Genomic DNA, 22,176 nt, shown 5'->3' with positions numbered 1-22,176 from the left:
GCACAGGGAGGGCTTCCGGGCAGAATGTCGAAACTTGGGGAATACTGATGAACTACTTGGGGAATCCTTGAACTCTTGGCTTACTGCTCTGCCGGGCTTTGGAATGGCGGCGGCGGTGCTCTTGTTGCCCGGGCTGCTTCTCGGCTGGACGCTGGGGTTGCGGCGTATTTGGATGATGTCACTTGCGCCGGTCCTGACTGCGTCACTTGTTGCAGTCTCCACCTTGGTTTGCTGGTGGGTGAACATTGACTGGCAGTTGGGCGTGTTCACCGTATCCGTAGTGGTGTGCGCCGGAGTTGCGCTTGTCCTGGTCCGTGTAGCAGCCAGGCTTTGGCCGAAGTACTTTAATTGGGATCCCGCAGAGAACTCGGCAGGCGCTGCATACTGGCTTGCCTTACTCGCCAGCGGGATCCTTCTGACCCTGCGCTATGCCCAGATTGTCGAGGATCCGGCCAACATCAACCAAGGCATAGACACGCCATTTCACCTTAACCTCGTCCAGCAGATCATTGATTCCCAAGACGGTTCACCCTTCTCTGTGAGGGAGCTGATGGGGGAAGGAGGCGGTTTTTACCCTCAAATATGGCACGCGCTTGCTGCCCTTGTGGCAGAGGCGGCAGGGTTGCCCGTGGTCGAGGCATCGAATGCTCTAAACTTCGCCGTCGTAGCCTTGGCATGGCCGATCGGTGTACTTCTCCTGGTCCACGTCGTGGTTGGACCTAAGATGATCGCCTTGCTGGCTGCCGGTACTGCGAGCGCAGGATTTTTCGCTTTTCCTTTTACTATCATGCAGAGCCAAAAGAGCGACTTCGGTCCGCTGTTCCCGTATATGCTCGCTGTCACTTTCCTGGCTCCCCTGCTGACGGTATCGGCCTCGTTACTTGGGTTCGGCCGGACACCGATGCCTTGGCCGCTAGGCCTCACGACACTGGTGGCCGGAATGCCCGGTCTTGTGGTCACACACATGTCGGCGCTGGTAGCCCTTGTTGGGCTTACATCGGGTTTCGCTGCCATGGCCACCGTACGTTCGTTCCGGCAACTCAAACAGAGGAAGTCCGATCCTCTTGCCTACCTCCAATGGACAGCACTTTGGACGACCGTATTTTCCCTTGGCCTGGTGGTCTGGGCCGTGGTGAGGCCGTGGACCACCACCTGGGATCCGATTGACACCCCTGCGGCGGCCATAGGCAGTGTCCTCTTAGTGGCTCCTACTCACGGGGACGTCAGCTGGAGCCTTGCGGTGGTCACACTGCTGGGAACCGCCATCATGTCCAGACGCCCAACCGGACGGTGGTTTCTGGCCGCGTACGGAGGCGCCGTCACGCTTTACCTGGTGGCGGCCTCACTACCACAGCCGCTCGCGAGGCAAATCATTATTGGTGCGTGGTACGGGGACCCACCCCGGCTCGCTGCCCTTCTGCCGATGTTCTGGGCTGTGTTTGTCGGTCTGGCAGCGACGTGGCTCTTTGAAGACATCGCCTCCAGCTACCGTGTCAGATGGTTTGTTGCCGCTGGCATCGCAGCCGCGGCCGCTACTACCGTGATGTGGCCAACAAATTCTCAAACCACGCCGGGGAGGGAACGAACCTACGCTCTTACAGCAGACTCACCCTTGCTGAGCCCCGATGAACTTGAATTGCTGCGCCGTCTTAGTGCCGAAGTCCCGGAGGGTGCGGTGATGGCCAACAACCCGTGGGATGGTAGTTCCACAGCCTTCGCCATCGCGAACCGCCGGGTACTCTTCCCGCACGCATACACAGGTTCGAATCCGGACCGTTTGCTGGTGGCCAAGACACTAAATCAAGCCACGGCCGGCTCAGAGGCTTGTGCGGCTGCAAAGAGGGAGAATGTTGGATTCCTCCTTGATTTTGGCGAGCACTACATTGATCCGCTGCGCACCGAGGTGAATGATTTTCCGGGCATTAGCGTTCCCCCGGATTCGTCGGCATTCGTCAAAGTCGACCAACAAGGCTCCGCCATCTTGTATAGATTCGTGGGCTGCGACCTCTAGTCCGCGATCTCCATGGAAACGATCCGAAGAGGAAACCGCCCTCCTATGGTTTCTGTCGGTAAGCCAGCTGCTCGTTTCACCGACTCGGCTGGCCTCTTTGGACGGCAACGACGGACCCCCTCGGTTCTGGGTGCCGAGGGGGTCCGGTCTATGGGGCGCAAGTTGCGCTTTTTGGTGGAAGGATCAGGGGATTCCCAGAGCCGAGCTCAATGTTGTGGCCAGGTTCTGGTAATGGAGGTTCAGGGCCTGCCCAAAAGCGGTGATGCCGATAACCAGGGCCGTGGCAAGGAACGCGACCAATATCCCGTATTCGGTGGCCGTTGCCCCCCGTTGGTCCGTCACTAGGGTCAGCAGAGTTGAGGCGATTCGGTTCTGAAAATCGCGGATCCGGTTCGACATGACGATCTACCTAGGAGAAGACTGCCATGATCTGCAGGACCGCTGGCCCCAGCAGAATGATGAAAAGAGTCGGCAGGATGAAGAAGATGAGCGGAAACAGCATCTTGACCGGCATTTTCATGGCGTGCTCCTCCGCAAGTTGCCGCCGTTTGATCCTCATGTCCTTCGCTTGTGCTTTCAGGACACCGGCAATGGCTATACCGTAAGTGTCGGCCTGAACAACTGCCCGAACGAATGTTCGCACTGCGGGGACATCAACTCGTTCCGAGAGGGCCAGATAAGCTTCCTTACGGGACCGCCCGACCTGAATGTCCTGGAGCGTCCTGATGAGCTCGTCTGCCAGAGGGCCCCGGCCGTTCTCTCCCGCGCGCCCCATGGCGGTTTCAAAACCGAGCCCGGCTTGAACCGAAATCAACATCTGGTCCAAGGCATTTGGGAGCTCGAGCCTGATTGCTTCCCTGCGCTTCTGGGCAAAGTTCCGCAAAAGGATGTCGGGTAGGAAATAGGCCAGCGCGACGAGGACAAAGGCAATGAAGAACCTGCCTGCCGAGGGGGAACCCATGAAGACCAGAAGGCCCAGGAGGGCTCCCCCGAAGGCGAGCATCGGCTTGATCATGAGGATCCGGGAAAGCGGCCATTGCTTTGGCCTCCCCGCACCTGACACTTGCTTGTCCAGCCAGGCCTCGTAGCCACGCGGTGTTATCCGTTTGGAGAGGTCCGAGAGTTGCTGGCTGATGTTGAGCGACTGTGAAGCTTGAACGGAGCGGCCGCCCAGATTGGCCTTGATGCGCCGCAGGCCAGCCCGGTCACCCGTGAAGGACAGCCAAACCATGCCCGAAATGGGCACGACAATGGCCAATATTGCTGCTAATGCGATGGGTTGCATGTCCTCGCCCCTAATACTTCGGTTTGATGATGCGGCTGAGCCAGAGGCCGCCTACGGATAGAAGGATGATCGCCGCGCCCAGCATCGCGAATCCCACGAAGGTCGTGGTGAAGACCCGAGAGTAGGTCGGGTTGAAGAGCACCAAGCCTATGAACATCAGAATCGGAAGGGCCATCAGGACTAGTGCTGAGATACGCCCTTCTGCACTTAGTGCTCTGACCTGGCCTTTCACCTGGTTCCGGTCGCGGATAGTCTCGCCCACATGGTCCAGGACCTCGGCCAGGTCCCCACCGACTTCACGGTGGATCTCGATGGCTTGCGCTATCCAGTAGAAGTCCTCGCTGGCAGTCCTTCGGGATACGTCCGCCATGGATTCGCCCAGGTCGCGGCCGATCCTGGTTTCGTTGACGATACGGGTGAGTTCCGCTGCCATGGGCCCGTCATTTTCCTGCGCTGCGGCGTCGATGGCCCTCAGAAGGCTGTGCCCTGCCCGAAGGCCGCCGGAGAACATTTGCAGCGTATCGGGTACTTGAGCATCGAAGGCTTTTCTGCGCCGGGCAATGAGGAAGTTTAGGCCCAGATAGAGGAGGAAGGGCGTAGCAAGGAAAGCAAGGATGCTCATGCCGAAGCCACCGAGAAGGAATGCCATGACCGTAGTCACCAAGGTGACTGTTCCGGCAATCAAGAGGTAGTCTCCGGGCTCCTTGTTAAGACCTGCTTGTTCCAGCTTGTCGCGGTTATAGATTGACGTGGGGCGCTTCTTGAGGCCACGGTTCAGGGCACCTACAGCCTGATTGGTCAACCGGGTCAGGCTGGACGACTGCTGGACGATCTCAGGACGTCGTCGGGCCAGGGAAACGCCGGGGCGTCCTTTCCAGACGAATACGAACACAAGGGCCAGGGACGTGTAGACCAGGAAGAGGCCGGTCATGAAGATGGCCACTGGCATATCCGGTGTCATGATTACCGTCCTCTGCCCGTTTCGGCACCGAAGATGTGCGGCGAGACCCGGATGCCAAGGTCGGCGAACCGGTCGGTGAACCTGGGGCGAACGCCGGTTGGTACTGGCTTCCCGAGGAACCTTCCGTTCGCATCAACCCCAGCAGCAAAATCGAATATGAACGCGTCCTGGAGAGTGACGATATCGCCTTCCATTCCCTGCACTTCGGTGATGTGAGTTACGCGCCTGGTTCCATCGCGGAGCCTGGAGATGTGCACAATGAGGTTCACTGCAGAGGCAACCTGTTCCCGGACGGCGCGAAGGGGAAGATCCATACCGGCCATCAGCACCAATGTCTCAAGGCGGGCTATGGCATCACGGGGTGAATTGGCGTGGACCGTGGAAAGTGATCCGTCGTGCCCAGTGTTCATGGCCTGCAGCATGTCCAGGCATTCGCCGCCACGGACCTCTCCGACCACGATGCGATCGGGTCGCATACGGAGCGAGTTTCGCACGAGGTCGCGGATAGCAATTTCGCCTTTCCCTTCGATATTCGCCGGCCGGCTTTCGAGCCTCACAACATGGTCCTGCTGGAGCTGGAGTTCTACCGCGTCTTCAATCGTGACGATGCGGTCCGATGCGGGAATGAAGGAAGACAGCGCGTTGAGCAGCGTGGTCTTGCCGGTACCGGTACCACCGGAAACGAGGATGTTCATCCGGGCCAGGACGCACGCTTGAAGCAATTCGGCCATCTCGGGTGAGAGGCTTCCGAATGCGATGAGTTTCTGGACCGTCAGGGCGTCACCGCCAAATTTCCGGATGGTCAGGGCAGGCCCGTTTACAGCCAGCGGCGGAATGATTGCGTTGACACGGGATCCGTCTGCCAGCCGTGCGTCTACAAGAGGAGAGGACTCGTCGATGCGGCGTCCAACCTTGGACACAATGCGCTCGATGACCCGCCTTAGTGCGTCGTCGGAGGCGAACTTGGTGTCCGTCAATGTCAACTTGCCGCCCCGTTCGACATAAACCTGGTCGAACCTATTAACCATCACTTCTGTTACCGAAGGATCATCCAGGAATCGTTGGATCGGGCCATGGCCAAGAACGTCATCAATAATTTCGCGGATAAGGCGTTGGCGTTCCGAGGAGGACAGCGGAACCTGCTCCTCGTCGACCACGACTTTCAGTTCGTCCTTGACGTACTGGTGGAGTTCGCTCTCTTCGAGGGAGGAATCAGTGATGCGTGCACCCAGCCGCTCATATAGCGCGTGGCTTGCGCGTTCCTTGAGAGCGCTCAATGCACCGCTCGCTACAGCCGCAGTGGGGCTCAGCTCAATGACTTCGGCCGCTTGCGCCGTTTCTGCGGTTTTGGCGTCATGCATGCGGCCCAACGTCGCCGGTTCAACTGCGTCTTTAGCCAGCAGGAAAGGATCGTGGCTCTCCTCGACCACTGCCAAACTCGGTTCCGTGCCGCGCGCCTTTTCAAGCCTGCGTGAAAGGTTCACTGGACTACCGCCCTTCTGTGCAACTTCTTGTGGGGTCTTGCTTCCCAGTTGGGTTTGAACCGCTCTACCAGTTGCCGCAGGCCCTTCTGCGCGGGGTCCCTGCTGCCGTCCTGTAGGAGCGGGATTCCCTTATTGGTTGAAAAGGGGAGGGTCTTGGAGCGGGGGAGCACTACATCGACCGGAGCACCAATCGTTGCTTCTACGTCCTGGAGCGTCAGCCCACTGCGGCGGTCCGCCATGTTGAGGACCACGTGTCGTACTTCCGGCAAGAGGTTCAGTTCGGAGAGGATCTGGTTACCGGCGCGAAGGCCGCGGATGCTGGGAACATCCATGCCACAGATCCATACGGCGTCGGAAGCCAGGTCTAAGGTGGCCAGGACGTGTTCACCGAGCCCCGGCGCCGTATCGACAACGACGTACTGGAACTCCTGACGCAGTTGGGAAAGCAGATGGCTGACGTTTTCGCCGGTGATCCTGTCCATTTCCACAGGGTTTTTCGGAGCGCACAGGGCATAGATGCCGGCAGGGTGCACGGTCAGGTACGTCTTGAGGACCATGGAATCCTGGCTGGCGGCGCCGACGACTGCGTCCGTGATGGTGTGGTCAGGTTCCAGCATCAGTCCGCTGGCGACGTCTCCAAACTGCAGATCCAGGTCGACGATCACTACCCCCATCGGAGCGATCTTTCCGAGGCCCACGGCCAGGTTCGTTGCAACCGTGGTCTTGCCCACGCCTCCCTTGGGAGAGATGACGGCGATGATGCGGCCCCCGGCGGCGTGTTCATGATGCTCGGAGCTGCTGGGGGACAATCCCCGCCGCCGGCCCGCAGAAGCCAGGCTGGCCCGCTCGACGATGATCCGGATGTGGTCTACTTCTGCTGCCGGATCCAGAAGATCCCGGATGCCGGCCCGCATCGCCTGGATGGCCACTTCGGAAGATTCGTCGGTGACCAGGATCATGCTGATCTCGGGATACTGCAGATCCATCACTGCAGCGAACTTCAACGTCTCGTCGGCCGGGAGTCCGGGCCCCAGGATGAAGACCTCCGGCGGTTCGCCGAGGAGTTGCGTTAAGACTTCTTCAGGGCCTTGGGGAAGATAATCAGCCTGGAAGTACTGAAGGGTCCCCGGCATTGCTGCAGTGGCCAGGCGAACTTTGCGCTCGAAATCCGTGTTCGGAGTGATCAGGACAAAGCGGCTCATCGGAATACCTTCGTCTTGTCCACGACACCAGTCGTGCCTTCTGTAGCCCCCGTGGGCTCCTTCGACATGTAGATCTTGCCGAACTCTGCTGCGTAAACCAGGCGTTCGGCGTCAACCGAATTCCGGGCGACTGTGATCAGGTAGTTTCCGTCGCTTTGAGCGTTGCTGCCCGAGCTGAGGGATCCATCTGACTTTTGAGTCGAATCCTGTTGAGCCGGGCTCCCGTTGCTCAACTGGGTGGCTGTGACAAGTACCTTGTGGAACGTGAGCTGGGTGCCGGCCGACTGAGTAGCTGTTTGACCTGCCCCGTTGGTGGATGACTCGGTGAGGGAGACGAAAATACCCACCGTGTCTCCGGCGGAGATTTTTCCGCCGACAACGCGTTCAATGGGAAGTTTGAGCGAAATTTCCTGCATGCCATCAGGAACGGCGACTCTCGAGGGCCCCAGGAATGATTCCTTTTCGACCATCCGACTCGATAGGAGTTGTTCACCTGGAACAAGGGCAACGGCTGTGACCTTCGACCCCAAGGAGTTCAGGTCGGTCACGCTGTCAGCGGTGAGTGCTGACTTGGGGAGTGGCTTCTTAGCTACTGACCCTCCGAGATCGCTGACTGCTGTTCCTGCAGGAACGGCGGCCTGAACCACAAACACTTCAGATGTTTCAGTTCCGGCCATGGCACGGGCATCCGCGCTTTGTACGTAAGTAATAAGAAGGACTGTGCCGGTTATCGCGATGACTAGCGCGGCGATGCCTCCCAGTAGGCGTGCTTTCACTTTCTTCCCCTTTAGGTGATTTTCTACTTGATCAGCCCAAGGACAACGACGTTGCCTGTGGACGTTGTTGTGCCTCCGGTGAAAAGGCTTGGATCCGCTGCGTATCCGACGAAGGTGCCGTAGAGGCCTTTCTCACTTCCCGTGAACACGTTGGTCGGGTCGTACTTCGCCTGGCCGCCCAGGTTCCATGCCTGGATCTTGAAGCCGGCCCATTTCTCGATGTAGTACTGCACGGAGCTACCGCTGCATGAACCGAATTGTGCCGCCGGCATCCCGGCGCACGTGTACTTGTAGACGGGAAGCGCAACAGTGGAATTGGCGAGAGACGGATTCAGGGTCGGGTTGAAAAGGTCGATGCATCCGGTTGGAACGGCGGCCCCGGTACTCGTCATGCTCCACTGACCAACTTCGGCCGTAACTTTGCAGCCCGTGTTCCCATCCGGCTTTAGCCAGGCAAATCCGCCTGGGATGATCTGGTTTGAAGGGTTCTGCCCGTTACAGTCCTGCGCTCCGCCCTGGATGAGGATTTTGTGGGGCAGGCCGTCATCGTTGAATTCACAGGGGGCAAAAGTCAGAGGAAGAACGGTAACTCCCTTGGTGGGGTACAACCACTTCGCCGTGGCTGTAGCTCCCACCTTCGCCGGCGGTGCGTTCAGTGCGCTGGAGAACATCTTGCTCAGGAAACCCGCGTTGGTGGTCCCGTCTTTGGTGGAGGTAGTAACGGTCACCTGGCCGGCGACTGAAAGGTCGACCGACTCAACCGTGGACTTGCCATCATTCGAGTTATTGTTGGCTAGCGCTGCCGCCACGGTATCCACCGCCAACTGGCTGCAACCACCCGTGGCGGAGCAAAGGTCAGCTCCGGCAAGCGCTCCCGCGTCTGCAGCGTTCTGCAACTGGGCCCGCTCGGCGTAGATTTGCCCGGTATCGACAGCTAAGGCCCCAGCGCCGATGAGGACAACCATCATGACGGCGACCATGACTCCGGCTGCTCCGCGCTCGCGGTCAGCAGTTTGCCGAGTTAGCCGTTGCATCTCATTGCTCCAACTCCAGTGACGGTTACGGAACTCCCAAACAGCCCCGTTAATGTTGTCGCGGAGTAGGTGATGGTCACCTTCTCCGTCGTGTCCGGCGCGCACGCAGCCGGGCTGAAGGTGTACGCGAAAGCCGCAGAGTTTACTCCGGGGGCTCCGGCTACGGCCGCAGCTTTCGCATCGGCCTGGCTGTTTTTGACAGCCATGGTCCTAGCGGCTTCCCGAGCGGCTTGGGTGACGGATATTTGGGCGTTGTAGGCATTGGCGAACTCGACGATCCCTACGACGATGGACAGAAGGATGGGAGCCACCAGCGCGAACTCCACAGCTACGGCGCCACGGCTCTTGTGTTCTGTGTTTTCTTTGCGGATCTTTTTCAACGGATCCCCCGTGGTTGATTGCGTTTTTCGGTTGTGCCGCGGCTTGGTGCGCGGCACAACCGAAAGTGGGTTGGCTACCAGGTGCCGACTGTCGAGCCCAGGCTGGAGAACCAGGTGTTCAGCGCCGTGCCGAAGGCAGTGACGCCGATGATGATGAGGAGTGCGATGAATGCCACGAGCAGCGAGTACTCTGTCGCGGTTGCACCCTTTTCCGAGGAGATGCGCTCCTTGCAGCCCGCCACAAAGGCGAGTACGGAGACCATGAATGAAGTCATTTCTGTCCCTAATTTCTTGTCTTGGCACGGTCGCTGATGCGCCGGCTGATCGCCCCAGGCGATCACTGACTGGCAGCTTTGAGAGGTCTGTCGCTGCCACGAAGTGCGCCGCGCCTGCTGGGCTGCAAGGACGCGGCGCACTCGGGAGGGTGCCACCTACCAGGTGCCGACCCGGGATCCCAAGCTGGAGAACCAGGTGTTCAGCGCCGTGCCGAAGGCAGTGACGCCGATGATGATGAGCAGGGCGATGAAGGCCACGAGCAGCGAGTACTCAGTGGCGGTCGCGCCCTTTTCCGAAGAGAAGCGATCCTTGACGCCGGCAACGAATGCCATCATCGAGACCATAAGAGAAGTCATTGTATTTTCCTTAATTCGGTGAAATTGAATTGATTTTTTATTTCAACGAATTTCCAGCTGCCCCCATAAATCCTTAGCGGCTGGACTTCGCTAAGAAGAGATTGTCATTCAAGCCAACGGGCAACAATGCGTAGTAGTACTCGAATTTTTCGTGGCATGCTGAAGTGACGTACTCGAATACTTGGAAAAGTACCTAGGGGGCGATCCGAGTGTTCTCTCCACTACTTGGATGGGTGCGCTTCACTAAGGGCCGCAGGCGTCCGTAGGGGAGGGTTCCGGCTAGGGGATGAGCACTGCTGTGATGGTCAGGGCGGCCAGCATGGCGGGGCCATGTGCCACTTCCGTGGCAGTATTCCGGCGTTTTCCGCTAATGAGGACAGCTGTGGTGATGCCGTTGATGATGAATCCCAGAAGGCCGCCGTAGAGCAACTGGCTCCAACCTAGGTACCCCAGGTAAAGGCCGACAGGCGCCGCCAGCTTTACGTCACCCATACCGATGGCCCCGGGGGAAATCAACGCCAAGATAAGGTAGGCGGCGAACAAAATCGCGGCGCTGAGAAGTGCGCGCAGAAAGTCATCAGCCTGCTGACCAAATATCAAGGGTGCTGCCAACAAGAGAACGCCGGCTACTAGCAAAATTATGACCAGCTGGTTGGGCAATAAATGCAGCGCAATATCCACCCTGGCAAGCTGTACGCCAAGTACGGCCAGGAGTATCAATGCCGGCAGTGCCGCAGTAATTCCGACGCGCAAGACGAATGCGGCGCAGGCGGCGCCGGTGATTGCCGCCGTCGTAGTCCGAACCCGCAACGTAGGAAGGCCGCCCAGCCGCGGGAGCAGTCGCGAGATCAAGAGCTCGGCCACGGGGGACAGGAAGAGCCCCAAGAGGCCCATTGAAACGACCATGAGCCCAGTGGTCGGACCGTTGCCCCCTGCTGATACCACTGCGCCCCCTAAGTAGCTTGGGCCGGCGCGCGATGTACCAGCCGCCGGCTACCCCATTTTGACCCTGAACCCCTTAACGCGCTAATCTTGGTAGTCGTTGTGCGTGTCCTATTCCGATGGTGCGTGCCCGCTTGAGAATCCGGTTGCAGGATAACTACTCAACGTGCACATTCGGAACTTCAGGATGACTGGTTACATGGAGCCCTCACCTCTGTTCCGGTAGCGCGCAGACAGTAGGTGCGCGAGCTAGCGACACCTAAACAAGAACGCCAGAACAAGAACGAGGCAAACACCGTGCGTACGTACACCCCGAAGCCCGGCGATATCAACCGCCAGTGGCACGTCATTGACGCCACCGACGTTGTCCTTGGTCGTCTTGCAAGCCAGACCGCAATCCTGCTGCGCGGCAAGCACAAGGCCACTTTCGCATCCCACATGGACATGGGCGACTTTGTCATCATCATCAACGCTGAGAAGGTAGCCCTGACCGGCGCCAAGCTGGAGCAGAAGCGCGCATACCGCCACTCCGGCTACCCGGGCGGCCTGACCTCCGTCAACTACGCGGAACTGCTGGAATCGAACCCGGTCCGCGCCGTTGAGAAGGCCATCAAGGGCATGCTCCCCAAGAACTCCCTCGCTGCCCAGCAGCTCGGCAAGCTGAAGGTGTACCGCGGTGCTGAGCACCCGCACGCCGCCCAGCAGCCCAAGACTTTCGAAATCACCCAGGTCGCCCAGTAGTCCTGGCCACCAAACAACTTATCTATACAAGGAGAATCGTGGCTCAGAACGAAGAGACCACCGAAGCCGTTGAGGCTGAGGAAACCCTGACCAGCTACACCTCTGAAAGCTCAGCTGCTGACGCCGCTGCGCCCAAGAAGGAGCGCCCGGCCCTGACCGTTGCCGGCGCAGCTGTTGGCCGCCGCAAGGAAGCCGTTGCACGCGTCCGCGTTGTGCCTGGCTCCGGCAAGTGGACCATCAACGGCCGTGCGCTGGACAACTACTTCCCGAACAAGCTGCACCAGCAGGACGTCAACGAGCCCTTCAAGATCCTTGATCTCGAAGGCGCCTACGACGTCATCGCCCGCATCCACGGTGGCGGCATCTCCGGCCAGGCCGGCGCACTGCGTCTCGGCATCGCCCGTTCGCTGAACGAGATCGACGTCGAGAACAATCGCGCGACGCTGAAGAAGGCCGGTTACCTGTCCCGCGACGCCCGTGTCATCGAGCGTAAGAAGGCCGGTCTCAAGAAGGCCCGTAAGGCCCAGCAGTACTCCAAGCGCTAAATCCGATTGCACAGAAGCCCGTTCCGCCGTTTGGCGGGGCGGGCTTTCTGCGCGCCGGACGGATTCTTGTTCTAGTGCAATCTTTCTTGAAGATCATAAACAATCGATCCGTCGACTATCTCTGATGTGAAGTTTTCTTTTACCCATTGGGATATTTGCGTAAGCGTAGTCGCCCGTTCGGGTACCTCCAGGTGACTCTGTTGCCAGACCAGGTAACAAATCTGACCGGCGGCGACCTTCGACTGGAATTGCTCGAGGGTTGGGTTCGGGTCTACACCCATGAACCCAGACAAGGACATGACAGGCTTTCCTGCGGCGAGCTGATACTTGGCAGCAGTTTGACCCGGGTAGGTGGCCGCTGCCCACAGGCAGGATTCAGATTTTTGAAGGCGTGTAGTGAGATCCGGACCTGGGTCCAATCCGTAGCCGAGCTCCTTCGCCCACGGTGGATCACCAAGCGAAGCCTTGGCCAGAAACTGACTCAGTGATTTGTCGCTCTTTGTGAGGGTTCCTGACAGAGGATTTGAGCCGTTATGTGGGGTCACAGCGTTGTGCCAGGACGCAGCAACAGGTGGTCCCAGAAGCGCGACAATCAGCAAACTTATGGCGATCCTGTCAATTGCTGGAAATGGAGGTTTGACTGCCAGCAGAGCTGATCCAACGCACCCTGCCATCAAGATCGAAGGACCAAAGGACTCTAGCCATCCCGTCCCCAGGCTGATGATTGCGAAAGCAAAACCTGTTCCGACTAGACAGATGGCACTCGCGGCGAGGCGAGCGCTGATTCTGTCCCGGTTTTCCATCAGAAGGTCCAATGCCAAGCCGATGACAAGCGCCAGCGGCGGCACCATGGTTGCTGAATAATATGTGTGTATTCCGTTACCCATGAAGCTGAGCAGGAAGTACGCCGTCAAGAACCACCCGACGGCTATTATCGAGGTGGCTAGACGACCGCGGCTGGCCGTGATTGAACGCCATTTGAACGCTATGACGAAGCAGGCAAGAAGCGCGACGATGAGTAACCAAGATGCTTCTTGGGAGAAATTTGCATTAAATAACCGGAAAATTCCGGCATCACTTTCTTGAGACCGAAAATCTGCGGGAAGTAATTGAATGGTGGGGTCTTCTTCTTTGCTGATGATTCGATCTATACCGTTATAGCCCAACGTCAATTGAAGAATACTGTTACTTGGGGAACCGCCGATAAACGGCCGTGCAGACGCTGGGATAAGCTCGACAATCAACATCCAGGCCAAGCCTGAGATAATCATCACGCCAAAGCCAAGGAGTCCAACTTTGAGTCGTTGCCAGAGTGATGACTTGTAGGAAATCCCAATGGCTACGGCGATCGCCGGAAAGCAAAGTAGGGCCTGCAGCTGTTTGGTCATGAAGGCTAGGCCGAGGGCAAGCCCCGCCCAATAGACGAGCTGCGCATTGGTTTTCTCCACGGCCCGTACCACCAGGTACGCGGCCCCGACCATGAACAGGAGCATTAGCGGATCGGGGTTGTTGTAACGCGAGAGCAGTGTGATTATTGGCGTGGTGAAGAAGACCACGGCGGCCGTAAGTGCTCCCATGGCGGAGTAGTTGCTACGGAGCAGGCGATAGACCATAAGTGTAGTCGCTACGCCCATGGCGGCCTGCGGCGCCATGATGCTTTCTGGTGATAGTCCGAACAGTCGAACAGAGATTCCCATGATCCACAGGCTCAGGGGAGGCTTATCCACCGTTATGGAGTTACCCCAATCGAGCGATCCGAAAAAGAATGACTTCCAGTCCATAGAGCCCGCCTGGACAGCAGCGCTGTAATAAGCATTAGCCCAACCGTTGATGCCCAGATTCCAAAAGTTGAGAATCCCGTTCAACACCAAAATGAGCAGCAACACCGGCCGCTCCCACACTGGATCCTGGGGATGCCCCCATACGAAACCACGGAGAAACCGCAAGGCCGCCTCTTTATGGTCAGCCCCGAAGGTCGTAGATAGTGACGCCGTCAACGTTCTCCCCCTTGAAGTTCGACTGAACCCATTCTGTGACAGCTGCGGCGTCCCGGCCTAGGGGGATACCGTCGACGATGGCTTGCTGCCAGATGAAATATGCGATGCGCCTACTCGACACCAGAGATTTGAACTGGTCAAGAGTGGGAGCGGGGTCGGTGCCGAGCCAGCCTCCCAGTGCTATAACCGGGCGCTGAGATGACAATTGATATTGCGCTGCGTTCTGGGCTGTGTAGGTGGCTGCGGCCCATTCGGACTCTTTGGCGTTCTGCAAAAGCGCCGTCACTTCGGGCGATGGTTCTGCACCAAATCCGAGCTGACGGGCAAGAGGCGGATCGCCTCGGCGTGCGGCGTCAAGGTGCGCTGAGAGTGTCCCGGGATTGTTGCTCACGGGCCCTGACAAAGGGTTTGTCCCAAAGTGGGGTGCGGAAAGCGTGATCATGTCCGTTGCCAGCGGACCCCATGTCAATACGAGCACGATGAGTACCTGCGTGATCCGGACCTGAATCCTGGATACAGCCAGGAGCCAACCTACCGCCGCCAAAAGCGTTACCGCAATTGCGCTGACCGGCCAAATGCCCCAATCGTCACTGTATTCAAAAATCCGGGTCGCCACGTAGCCTGTTCCCAACAACAGGACAACGCCCATAGTCCGAGGGATCAATCGGCCACGGAGTCTCCACAACAGGGCGACGCCCATCGGAATGACCAGCGCTATCGGGGCGGCTAGGGAAAATATGTAGTACGTATGTGTCATGGTTCCCATGAAGCTCAATACGACATAGGCGGTCGCGAGCCAGGCTACGGAGATCGTCATTAGCCCGGTTTTGGACTTGGAGGCGTGGGCCGACTGTCGCCACAACATCACCAAGGCGAGCATGCACGTCAGAGCTGTAAACAGCAGCCATGCCCCCTCAGGAGCGAAGTTTGCATTGAACAGCCGGCTGAGTCCGCCGTCGTAGGAACTTGCTTGGAGGTCTTCCGAGCTCGGTGCAGCTCCCGTCTTCGGATCGGTGCTGAAACGCAGAAACCTGGCGAGTCCGTTGTAATCGATGGTGAGCTCGAGCATGCTGTTTGTAGCAGAACCCCCGATGTATGGTCTGCTTCCGGCGGGAATCAGGTCGACGGCGACCAGCCACCAGCCTCCGCTCACAATGAGTGCGGCGAGTGAACCCAGGAGCCGGCATATGCGTGAGCCCAGCGTTCCAGCGCCAAAGAGAACAACCGCAAGGACAAAGGCTGGGATCGGCAGGAAGGCTTGAATCTGCTTTGCCATGAACCCCAGTCCCAGTGCGGTTCCGGCGAGGAGAAACCACCGCCAGCGGTTGTTCTCAACGGCACGAACGACGAAATACGTTGCGGCGACGGTGAGCAGTCCCATGAGAGGTTCGGGGTTGTTGTACCGGGACATGAGGACAACTACCGGGGTCGTCGCGTAAATGAGGCCGCCCAGCAGTGCCGGCGCGGCCGCATGGTTCCGGCGGATGATCTTGTAAATAAGCCAAGTGGTGGCGATGCCCATCAGGGCCTGCGGTACGAGAAGGGACCAGGAATTAAGGCCGAAGAGACGGACAGATAATGCCATGATCCAGATGCTCAGCGGCGGCTTGTCGACGGTGATAAGATTCCCGGCGTCGAGCGAGCCGAAGAAAAATGCTTTCCAGTCCTGTGAACCGGAAAGGGCAGCTGCCGAATAGTAAGGGTTGGCCCATCCATTCCTGTCCAGCCCCCAAAGGAAGGACATGGCGGTGCCAGCCAGGAGCGCCACCAAGCCGAGTTGTTCCCATTTTGGGGGATTCCGCATTATTGAGCGGGCGGGAGCGGGAACCAGACTCGCCTCTTTGATACTCACCGAACGGACTGCCCAGCGGGCTGGAGTGCGAGGCGAGCCGAATGTCCGTAATTGCGGCGAACCCGAAACACCCAGAGGCGAAGAAGTATAAACCGGAGCAGTGTGGCGAAGACGTTGGCCGTGGTCAGGACTAGAAGTTCCATGCTTGGGGCTGGATCCTGATTCAACGCGTGCAGCACCATCAGCGACGAGGAGGTAATGGCCCACGCCAGAAGGAAGACGACGAGGCCCTGGAACTGTTGAGTGAATAGTTTGGAAGGACCACTGATTCCAAAGGTGAACCTCCTGTTCGCAGCCGTGTTGCCGACGGCCGTTATGAGCAGGGCCAGAAAATTGGCTTGCTGTGCGCCGAAGGGTCCCTGCAGAACCAAATACAAGAGTGCGAATGCGAGTGTTGAAATAGCGCCCACGAGTCCAAACCTAATAACCTGGCCAAAAAAGCTGGGCCGGCCAGGTGCGACTATCGGCGCTCGGCCGAGTTCGGCATAGATTGCCTGAACCGGAATCGAACCTTTCACCAGGGAACCGGCTACCCGCACCATCCCGCGCAGGTCGTCTAGAGCCGTTTGTTTGATGTCGACCCGGCTGTCCGGGTCGTCAATCCAGTCGACGGGGATTTCGTGGATCCTCAACCCCGAGCGTTCAGCGATGATGAGCAACTCCGTATCAAAGAACCAGCAGTTGTCTTCTACGTGCGGGAGTAGACGCTTGGCGACCTCGGCCCGAATGGCTTTGAATCCACACTGCGCATCGGAAAAACGAACCTGCATCGTGCGGCGCAGCAGAAAGTTGTAAGAGCGGGAAATAAATTCCCGCTTCGGGCCACGGCTGACGCGTGAGCTCTGGCCCAGTCGAGTCCCAATGGAAATGTCCGAATGCCCGGACAGCAGGGGTGCTACAAGCGGCGGGAGCGCGGCAAGATCGGTGGAAAGGTCGACGTCCAAGTAGGCGAGCACCTTGGCATCCGAGGCGCTCCAAGCATCGCGAAGGGCGAACCCTCTGCCCTTGACCTCGAGGCGGCGGTATTCAACATTTGGCAGTTGCTCGCTGAGTCGGGCAGCGATCGCCGGAGTCCTGTCGGTGCTCGCGTTGTCGGCAATGGTTATCTTCCATGTCGATGGCATTTCCTGCGTCAGGTATTCGGAGAGTCTTGAGATGCTGTGTTCGAGTACGGCTTCCTCGTTGAAAACCGGTACTACAATTTCGAGCGCCAAGCCCCCATAGCTAGGTGTCATGCATCAGAGATTAGGGGTGCCCACCGCTGCCCGCGAGACCTTTTGGTAAAGACACGTACCGGACAGAAGAATCAAGTAGTCTGCCTATTCCGCCCCGCTTCGATGCAGGTAGTTACTACTCGGGACCGCCCACCGGCGCATCACTACGATCGGGGCGCATGGGGGATGACAAAGGGAACATCGGGTCTTCGCGCTACCGCTCACTTGACGGCCTGAGGGGACTTGCCGCCGCAGTAGTGGTCATTCACCACTGCCTTTTGGTCTCCCCGGATCTTTCGCTGGCCGTGGCCAGTATCGACACTCAAAAAGTCGAACCGTGGGTTTGGTGGAGCACCTTCACGCCACTGCATTTGCTGTGGGCGGGCACCGAGGCAGTATACGTATTTTTCATTCTCTCCGGTTTCGTTCTCACTCTTCCCTTCGTCGGTGCAGCGCGACCAGGTTGGCGGGCTTATTACGCCAAGCGATTCGTCCGGATCTACCTTCCCGTGTGGGCGTCCTTGGTTGTTGCTTTGCTTTTGGCATGGATCGCGCCGCGGTTGGGGAGCCCCGATCTTAGCGCATGGTTACTCATTCACGATGAGTCTCCGAATGTGTTTGCTGATGGCATCCTCGTCGGTGGTGCGGGCTCTCTCAATTCGCCGCTCTGGTCGCTGCAATGGGAAATGTTGTTCTCTATAACTCTTCCTCTCTACGTGATGCTGGCCCTACGGATTCGGAATGCCTGGCTGCCCTGCTTTCTCACACTCTTTTCGTTGATCGCGGTCGGAACGGTCCTGTATGTGCCGGCCATCGTCTACATGTCCATGTTCGGCATCGGTGTACTCCTGGCAGTGCGCAGGGACGCACTGGAACATTTTGGAGGCAATCTCGGTCGCGTTAGGTGGATCGGTCTCGTTGCTTCCTCAATGCTGCTGCTCTCTTCGCGGTGGCTTTTCCCGCAGCTTCCCACGGTCATATGCATGGCATGCATCGGGGGTGCGCTAGTCGTTATCGCATTCCTTGCATGGCCACCCGCAGTCAGCGCAGGCAATAACCGAATCCTGCAATGGCTGGGGACTCGGTCTTTCAGCCTCTATCTCGTGCACGAACCAATCGTGGTATCGATTGGATTCGCTTCCCATATCACCAATCCATTCCTGATTGCCGCCTTGGCTATCCCGTTGTCGCTGGTAGCAACCGAAATTTTCTACCGATTCGTCGAGCGGCCTAGTCTCTTGCTTGCCGGGCGGGTTGGCCGTCTCGTGGGCAAGATGGGCTCCCGCAAGCAGGATCTTATGATGGCGCAGCCGTAGACAGTCGCCGCGCGTCTATCCGGGACCCCGCTGCGAGGCCGGCGAACCCATCCTCTACACTTGACCGGTGTCTAGATTATTTGGAACTGATGGTGTCCGGGGGCTGGCCAACGGCCTGCTGACAGCAGAACTGGCCCTGCAGCTGGCCCAGGCGGCCGCCGTCGTGCTCGGCCACGACCGCAACTCCAACGGCTCCCGGCCCCGCGCCGTGCTGGCCCGCGACCCGCGCGCCAGCGGCGAATTCATCGCCGCAGCCGTGGAAGCCGGGCTCTCCAGCTCAGGCATCGACGTCTATGACGCAGGGGTCCTGCCCACCCCCGCGGCCGCTTACCTGGTGGCGGACCTGGACGCGGATTTCGGCGTCATGATCTCCGCCTCCCACAACCCGGCACCGGATAACGGCATCAAGTTCTTCGCCCGCGGCGGCCAGAAGCTGCCCGACGAGGTGGAGGACGCCATCGAAGCCCAGATGGGCAAGGAAGCCGTGCGGCCCACCGGCGCCGACGTAGGCCGCATACAGCGCTTCTCCGACGCAGAGGACCGCTACATCGTCCACCTGCTCCGCACCCTCCCGCACCGCCTCGATGGCCTCACCGTGGTCCTTGACTGCGCCAACGGTGCGGCCAGCGGCTGCTCGCCCCAGCTCTTCAAGGACGCCGGAGCTGACGTGGTCGTCATCGGCGCCGATCCGGACGGACTCAACATCAACGACGGCGTCGGCTCCACCCATCTCGGCCCGCTCAAGGAAGCCGTGATCAAGTACGGTGCCAACCTGGGAATCGCCCACGACGGCGATGCCGACCGCTGCCTGGCCGTGGACCACGAAGGCAACGAGGTTGACGGCGACCAGATCATGGCCATCCTCGCCGTCGCGCTCAAGAACTCCGGCAAACTCAAGGATGACGTCCTGGTAGCCACCGTCATGAGCAACCTCGGCCTGAAGATCGCCCTCCGCGAAGCCGGCATCACCATCGTGGAAACCGCGGTGGGGGACCGCTACGTGCTGGAGGGCATGCGCGACGGCGGCTACAACCTGGGCGGCGAACAGTCCGGCCACGTCATCTTCGCCGACCACGCCACCACCGGCGACGGCCTCCTCACCGGCCTGCAGCTCGCCGCGCAGGTGGCCCTGACCGGGAAACCGCTCAAGGAACTCGCCACCGTGATGACCAAGCTCCCGCAGGTCCTCATCAACGTCAAGGGCGTGGACCGCACCCGCGTGGGCAGCAGCGATGTCCTGGCCCAGGCAGTGGCATCGGCGGAAGCAGCGCTTGGGGAAACCGGCCGCGTCCTGCTCCGCCCATCCGGCACAGAGCCCGTGGTCCGCGTCATGGTGGAGGCCGCCGACGAGGAGACGGCCCAGTCCATCGCCGAACACCTGGCCCAGGTGGTCCGCACCGAACTCGCGCTGGAGCTCGCCTCCAACTAGCCGGCGCGGCTCAAAACAACCGCAGCAAAAAGAGTGGCCCGCCTCCCAACAGGGAGACGGGCCACTTTGCGGTTGGAAAGGCTTAGACCCGGTCCTTCAATGCATCCCGGATCTCGGTCAGGAGCGCAACCTGCGGATCCTCTGCAGCGTCCTTCTTCACATCCTTGTTGATCCCAAGCCGGCGGTTGCGGCGCTCAATCATGATGTTCATCGGCATCACCACCACAAAATAGATGGCCGCCGCAATCAGCAGGAAGTTCACCACCGCGGTCAGCAGCACCCCGAACTCGATGGCGTTGCCGTTCAGCTCCACCCTTCCAAAGCTGTCGAAGTTGGGTGCACCCACCAGGCCTGAGACGAAGGGCATCAGCACTTTGTTGACCAGCGCCGTCACCACGGCGCCGAAAGCAGTACCCATGACGACGGCGACCGCAAGGTCAACCACGTTGCCCTTCATAATGAAGTTTTTGAATCCACTAAGCATGGAAACCAACCTAGCGCACCGGCATTACAGGTACGCCGGTGCCGCCTCCAGGCCGAAGTATTCCTCCAGCGTGCCAATGCCCCGGTTCAGCATGTCCGTGGCCGCCTCCACGCCCACGTACCGCAGGTGCCACGGCTCGTAGTAATACCCCGTGATGGGGTGCAGCATCCAGGGATACCGCACCACGAATCCAAAGCGGTGGCCGTTGGCTTTCGCCCAGGACGCCGCTGGCTGGTCGGCAAAGCACGGCTGGAAGCTGCAGGCGCCCCCGCCGTCCGCGATGTCGAACGCCCACCCCGTCTGGTGCTCCGAGTGGCCGGGCCGGGCACTGGCCGTGTCGGCATCGGCTTGACCGCGCGCCGCGACGTACCCGTTGTAGGTGGTCACCTGCGTGCTGTACGAGCGGTAGCCGCTGGCCAGGACCAAAGCCACGCCATCCTGCGCGGCGGCCGCGAACATCGCTTCGGCCGCCGCAGCCGTCGTGCTGTTCAACAGCGCCGCCTCGCCCGCGGCGGAAATGGCGACGGCGGGACGCACCAGGTCAGCCGGCACAAAGTCCGCCGGCTTCAGGGGCCGGTGCTTGTTGACGATGACCCACTGGCTGGCCGGGTCATCAAGCGAAAACTGACGCGCCAGGGCCGCCGACGGCGACGGTGACGGTGCGGGGGACGGCACCTCCGGTGACTGGCCCACCGTGGCGGCTTCCGCCGTCGGGCCCGCTGAAGCGGTGACCGCAGCAGGGGAGGGGGCTGCGGAAGAAGCAGCGGACGACGCCGGCACGGCCTTGGGTGCCTCAGGCGTGCACGCTGAGAGGACAGTCAGCCCGGCCCCCGCTGCGAGGAACCGGGTGAAGCTGCGCCGGCTGGGGGACCCGCATTGGTAGCACACCTGTGCTACACCTTCCGGAGGAGCATGCGGCGAATGGAGTGGTCCGCTTCTTTGGTCAGCACCAGCTGCGCCCGCCCCCGCGTGGGAAGGACATTCTCCTCCAGGTTGGGCTCGTTGATCCGCTTCCAGATGTCGCGTGCCGTGGTTTCGGCTTCCTCGTCGGACAGCGTGGCGTAGCGGTGGAAGTAGGACTCCGGCTGCGCGAACGCGGTGCTGCGCAGCTTCCGGAACCGGTCCACGTACCACTCCTCAATGTAGGAGGTCTTGGCATCGACATAGATGGAGAAGTCAAAGAAGTCGCTCAGTGCCAGCCCCTGGCGGCCGTCATGCCGGGGCCGTGCCGGAGCCAGGACGTTCAGGCCCTCCACGATGAGCACGTCCGGGCGGCGGACCACAACTTCCTTGCCGGGCACGATGTCGTACGTGACGTGGGAGTACCAGGGCGCGCGCACTTCCTCGGCGCCGCCCTTGATCTCGCTCACGAAGCGCAGCAGCGCCCGCCGGTCGTAGGACTCCGGGAAGCCCTTCCGGTCCAGCAGCTGCCGGCGCTTGAGTTCGGCCAGGGGGTAGAGGAAGCCATCGGTGGTGATGAGTTCCACGTTGGGGGTGCCCGGCCAGCGGCGGAGCATCTCACGCAGCACGCGGGCGATGGTGGACTTGCCCACGGCAACCGAACCGGCCACGCCGATCACGAACGGGGTGCGCTGGGTCTGCTCGCCCAGGAACGTGGTAGTGGCCGCGTGCAGCTGCCCCGCCGCCTCAACGTACAGGTGCAGCAGCCGTGACAGCGGCAGGTAGACATCCCTGACTTCATTGATGTCCAGGGGGTCACCGAGCCCGCGAAGGCGCAGCACATCCTCTTCATTAAGGGGCTGTTCCATCTGGGCTGCGAGCCGGGACCAGGTTTGCCGGTCCAGCTCCACGAACGGCGAGGCACCCTCCCCGTTCGCTTCATTGCGTTGCGAAGTCACGCTAAAGATTCTGCCCCGCGCCCGGCCCATCA

At 59.9% G+C, this 22,176-nt stretch carries 22 protein-coding genes; 5 read left to right on the top strand and 17 right to left on the bottom strand.

Going from position 1 to position 22,176, the window contains the following annotated elements; genetic code table 11:
• Positions 1 to 34: 34 nt before the first annotated feature.
• A complete protein-coding gene (locus LDO14_RS14265) occupies positions 35 to 2,011 on the top strand; it encodes a DUF6541 family protein (protein WP_223992266.1) in 1,977 nt (658 codons plus the stop codon).
• A 183-nt stretch (positions 2,012 to 2,194) separates the two neighbouring features.
• Here LDO14_RS14265 and LDO14_RS14260 read toward each other — a convergent pair whose 3' ends face one another.
• From LDO14_RS14260 to LDO14_RS14210, 11 genes are all read right to left on the bottom strand, one after another.
• Complete coding sequence (locus LDO14_RS14260; protein ID WP_223992264.1) at positions 2,195 to 2,410, bottom strand: Flp family type IVb pilin; 216 nt, start codon at positions 2,408 to 2,410, stop codon at positions 2,195 to 2,197.
• Positions 2,411 to 2,420: 10 nt separating this feature from the next.
• Positions 2,421 to 3,296, bottom strand: coding sequence for a type II secretion system F family protein (locus LDO14_RS14255; RefSeq protein WP_223992262.1), 876 nt, complete (start codon positions 3,294 to 3,296; stop codon positions 2,421 to 2,423).
• A gap of 10 nt (positions 3,297 to 3,306) precedes the next feature.
• The gene (locus tag LDO14_RS14250; RefSeq protein ID WP_223992260.1) at positions 3,307 to 4,257 is read right to left on the bottom strand and encodes a type II secretion system F family protein; all 951 of its coding nucleotides are present in this window, start codon (positions 4,255 to 4,257) and stop codon (positions 3,307 to 3,309) included.
• Positions 4,258 to 4,259: 2 nt separating this feature from the next.
• Positions 4,260 to 5,741, bottom strand: coding sequence for a CpaF family protein (locus tag LDO14_RS14245; RefSeq protein ID WP_223992258.1), 1,482 nt, complete (start codon positions 5,739 to 5,741; stop codon positions 4,260 to 4,262).
• A complete protein-coding gene (locus LDO14_RS14240; protein ID WP_223992256.1) occupies positions 5,738 to 6,943 on the bottom strand; it encodes an AAA family ATPase in 1,206 nt (401 codons plus the stop codon). The genes LDO14_RS14245 and LDO14_RS14240 overlap by 4 nt, the downstream gene beginning before the upstream one ends.
• On the bottom strand, positions 6,940 to 7,719 hold the full coding sequence (locus LDO14_RS14235) for an RcpC/CpaB family pilus assembly protein (RefSeq protein WP_223992253.1): 780 nt from the start codon (positions 7,717 to 7,719) through the stop codon (positions 6,940 to 6,942). Before LDO14_RS14235 ends, LDO14_RS14240 begins: the two co-directional genes overlap by 4 nt.
• A gap of 23 nt (positions 7,720 to 7,742) precedes the next feature.
• Entirely contained in the window at positions 7,743 to 8,699 is a 957-nt protein-coding gene (locus LDO14_RS14230; RefSeq protein WP_223992251.1) for a Tad domain-containing protein, read from the bottom strand.
• A 41-nt stretch (positions 8,700 to 8,740) separates the two neighbouring features.
• Complete coding sequence (locus LDO14_RS14225) at positions 8,741 to 9,190, bottom strand: TadE/TadG family type IV pilus assembly protein (protein ID WP_223992250.1); 450 nt, start codon at positions 9,188 to 9,190, stop codon at positions 8,741 to 8,743.
• Positions 9,191 to 9,207: 17 nt separating this feature from the next.
• Positions 9,208 to 9,408: a Flp family type IVb pilin gene (locus LDO14_RS14220; protein WP_109044377.1), complete on the bottom strand. Its 201-nt coding sequence runs from the start codon at positions 9,406 to 9,408 to the stop codon at positions 9,208 to 9,210.
• 156 nt (positions 9,409 to 9,564) lie between these two features.
• Complete coding sequence (locus tag LDO14_RS14215) at positions 9,565 to 9,765, bottom strand: Flp family type IVb pilin (protein WP_104184303.1); 201 nt, start codon at positions 9,763 to 9,765, stop codon at positions 9,565 to 9,567.
• A gap of 279 nt (positions 9,766 to 10,044) precedes the next feature.
• The gene (locus tag LDO14_RS14210) at positions 10,045 to 10,671 is read right to left on the bottom strand and encodes a prepilin peptidase (RefSeq protein ID WP_223992249.1); all 627 of its coding nucleotides are present in this window, start codon (positions 10,669 to 10,671) and stop codon (positions 10,045 to 10,047) included.
• Positions 10,672 to 11,004: 333 nt separating this feature from the next.
• On the opposite strand from LDO14_RS14210, the gene rplM reads away from it, so the two are divergent.
• Both rplM and rpsI read left to right on the top strand, forming a co-directional pair.
• Positions 11,005 to 11,448: a 50S ribosomal protein L13 gene (rplM, locus tag LDO14_RS14205; protein WP_015937805.1), complete on the top strand. Its 444-nt coding sequence runs from the start codon at positions 11,005 to 11,007 to the stop codon at positions 11,446 to 11,448.
• Positions 11,449 to 11,486: 38 nt separating this feature from the next.
• Positions 11,487 to 11,993 (top strand): 30S ribosomal protein S9, encoded by a 507-nt coding sequence (gene rpsI, locus LDO14_RS14200; RefSeq protein WP_050684362.1) that lies wholly within the window; start codon positions 11,487 to 11,489, stop codon positions 11,991 to 11,993.
• A 71-nt stretch (positions 11,994 to 12,064) separates the two neighbouring features.
• On the opposite strand, the gene LDO14_RS14195 is transcribed toward rpsI, so the two are convergent.
• The 3 genes from LDO14_RS14195 to LDO14_RS14185 all read right to left on the bottom strand — a co-directional run bounded on the left by LDO14_RS14195 (position 12,065) and on the right by LDO14_RS14185 (position 17,077).
• The gene (locus tag LDO14_RS14195) at positions 12,065 to 13,879 is read right to left on the bottom strand and encodes a glycosyltransferase family 39 protein (protein ID WP_223992248.1); all 1,815 of its coding nucleotides are present in this window, start codon (positions 13,877 to 13,879) and stop codon (positions 12,065 to 12,067) included.
• A 76-nt stretch (positions 13,880 to 13,955) separates the two neighbouring features.
• A complete protein-coding gene (locus tag LDO14_RS14190) occupies positions 13,956 to 15,758 on the bottom strand; it encodes a glycosyltransferase family 39 protein (RefSeq protein ID WP_223995242.1) in 1,803 nt (600 codons plus the stop codon).
• Between the two features lie 80 nt (positions 15,759 to 15,838).
• On the bottom strand, positions 15,839 to 17,077 hold the full coding sequence (locus LDO14_RS14185; protein ID WP_223992247.1) for a bifunctional glycosyltransferase family 2/GtrA family protein: 1,239 nt from the start codon (positions 17,075 to 17,077) through the stop codon (positions 15,839 to 15,841).
• A gap of 158 nt (positions 17,078 to 17,235) precedes the next feature.
• Here LDO14_RS14185 and LDO14_RS14180 point away from each other — a divergent pair, with 158 nt between their 5' ends.
• Positions 17,236 to 18,372, top strand: a complete 1,137-nt coding sequence (locus LDO14_RS14180; protein WP_223992246.1) for an acyltransferase — start codon at positions 17,236 to 17,238, stop codon at positions 18,370 to 18,372.
• Between the two features lie 67 nt (positions 18,373 to 18,439).
• Complete coding sequence (gene glmM, locus LDO14_RS14175; RefSeq protein ID WP_026265751.1) at positions 18,440 to 19,801, top strand: phosphoglucosamine mutase; 1,362 nt, start codon at positions 18,440 to 18,442, stop codon at positions 19,799 to 19,801.
• 82 nt (positions 19,802 to 19,883) lie between these two features.
• On the opposite strand, the gene mscL is transcribed toward glmM, so the two are convergent.
• From mscL to coaA, 3 genes are read right to left on the bottom strand one after another with little or no spacing between them, the layout of a single operon-like run.
• Positions 19,884 to 20,285, bottom strand: coding sequence for a large conductance mechanosensitive channel protein MscL (gene mscL / locus LDO14_RS14170; protein WP_056389022.1), 402 nt, complete (start codon positions 20,283 to 20,285; stop codon positions 19,884 to 19,886).
• 24 nt (positions 20,286 to 20,309) lie between these two features.
• Positions 20,310 to 21,173 (bottom strand): M15 family metallopeptidase, encoded by an 864-nt coding sequence (locus LDO14_RS14165; protein WP_223992244.1) that lies wholly within the window; start codon positions 21,171 to 21,173, stop codon positions 20,310 to 20,312.
• Between the two features lie 5 nt (positions 21,174 to 21,178).
• Entirely contained in the window at positions 21,179 to 22,174 is a 996-nt protein-coding gene (gene coaA / locus LDO14_RS14160) for a type I pantothenate kinase (RefSeq protein ID WP_186447803.1), read from the bottom strand.
• Positions 22,175 to 22,176 lie beyond the last annotated feature (2 nt).

Origin of the sequence: Arthrobacter sp. NicSoilB11, assembly GCF_019977375.1 — a bacterium.
Classification (GTDB): Bacteria; Actinomycetota; Actinomycetes; order Actinomycetales; family Micrococcaceae; genus Arthrobacter.
This window is presented reverse-complemented; position numbering and strand designations above follow the sequence as displayed.

Coding starts and splice junctions, on each gene's coding strand:
- LDO14_RS14185 (WP_223992247.1), bottom strand. CDS start 17,077: ATGACACCTAGCTATGGGGGCTTGGCGCTCGAAATTGTAGTACCGGTT.
- coaA (WP_186447803.1), bottom strand. CDS start 22,174: ATGGGCCGGGCGCGGGGCAGAATCTTTAGCGTGACTTCGCAACGCAAT.
- LDO14_RS14180 (WP_223992246.1), top strand. CDS start 17,236: ATGGGGGATGACAAAGGGAACATCGGGTCTTCGCGCTACCGCTCACTT.
- LDO14_RS14230 (WP_223992251.1), bottom strand. CDS start 8,699: ATGGTCGCCGTCATGATGGTTGTCCTCATCGGCGCTGGGGCCTTAGCT.
- LDO14_RS14210 (WP_223992249.1), bottom strand. CDS start 10,671: ATGGTCGTTTCAATGGGCCTCTTGGGGCTCTTCCTGTCCCCCGTGGCC.
- LDO14_RS14260 (WP_223992264.1), bottom strand. CDS start 2,410: ATGTCGAACCGGATCCGCGATTTTCAGAACCGAATCGCCTCAACTCTG.
- LDO14_RS14250 (WP_223992260.1), bottom strand. CDS start 4,257: ATGACACCGGATATGCCAGTGGCCATCTTCATGACCGGCCTCTTCCTG.
- LDO14_RS14220 (WP_109044377.1), bottom strand. CDS start 9,408: ATGACTTCATTCATGGTCTCCGTACTCGCCTTTGTGGCGGGCTGCAAG.
- LDO14_RS14240 (WP_223992256.1), bottom strand. CDS start 6,943: ATGAGCCGCTTTGTCCTGATCACTCCGAACACGGATTTCGAGCGCAAA.
- LDO14_RS14215 (WP_104184303.1), bottom strand. CDS start 9,765: ATGACTTCTCTTATGGTCTCGATGATGGCATTCGTTGCCGGCGTCAAG.
- LDO14_RS14255 (WP_223992262.1), bottom strand. CDS start 3,296: ATGCAACCCATCGCATTAGCAGCAATATTGGCCATTGTCGTGCCCATT.
- mscL (WP_056389022.1), bottom strand. CDS start 20,285: ATGCTTAGTGGATTCAAAAACTTCATTATGAAGGGCAACGTGGTTGAC.